Genomic DNA, 585 nt, shown 5'->3' with positions numbered 1-585 from the left:
TTCCACACTAAAGTCTGAAACGTTCTACCTCGAAGGGTTGACCCATACAACGACTGCAATCGTTGAACAGACCGTTCGAGACTACATCACTTACTATAACGCAATTCGTATTCAAACGAAACTAAATAACCAGTCGCCGGTTGATTATAGGCGATTGGCCGTTTAAACTTGAAAGGTGTTTTGATCCCTGTCTCACAAATGGGGGTCAGTCCCATGTTATATCATTTGGGTTTTTTCATATATTATTAGTTATATATTACCAATCGTTATTATAGCTCCTTTCTTGATTTATTATGTTTTTGTATTTTCATTTTTGTCAATTTTATTTGCTATTTGTCTGTTCTTTATGAAAGATAAGTGGAGGTCTGAAGAAGGAATCCTCACTATACTATTATTGATACCCTTTACTTTATTGTGGATAATCCCTTTTATTAGTGATGAAATTAAATTAAGGGTGGCTGTACCTACGAATTACTTAATGGAAACATATATTAACGACAAATATATTTCTAGTTCAAATGTTATTGACACATCGATTGAGTTAGTTAGATATAATTCTGCTAAGAAGATTTTAGATGTAAATAT

The 585-nt window shown here is 32.6% G+C and carries 1 protein-coding gene; it reads left to right on the top strand.

Annotation, left to right across the window (positions count from 1 at the left end; all coding sequences use genetic code 11):
- The coding region (locus tag AC1DSE_RS36205; RefSeq protein ID WP_477529241.1) for an IS3 family transposase at positions 1 to 166 on the top strand (166 nt) is incomplete at its 5' end.
- Positions 167 to 585: the final 419 nt, after the last annotated feature.

The sequence above is a fragment of the Paenibacillus sp. 01L418 genome (genome assembly GCF_056400045.1).
Note: the sequence above shows the minus strand (reverse complement) of the source record. Positions and strands in the feature narration are given on the sequence as shown.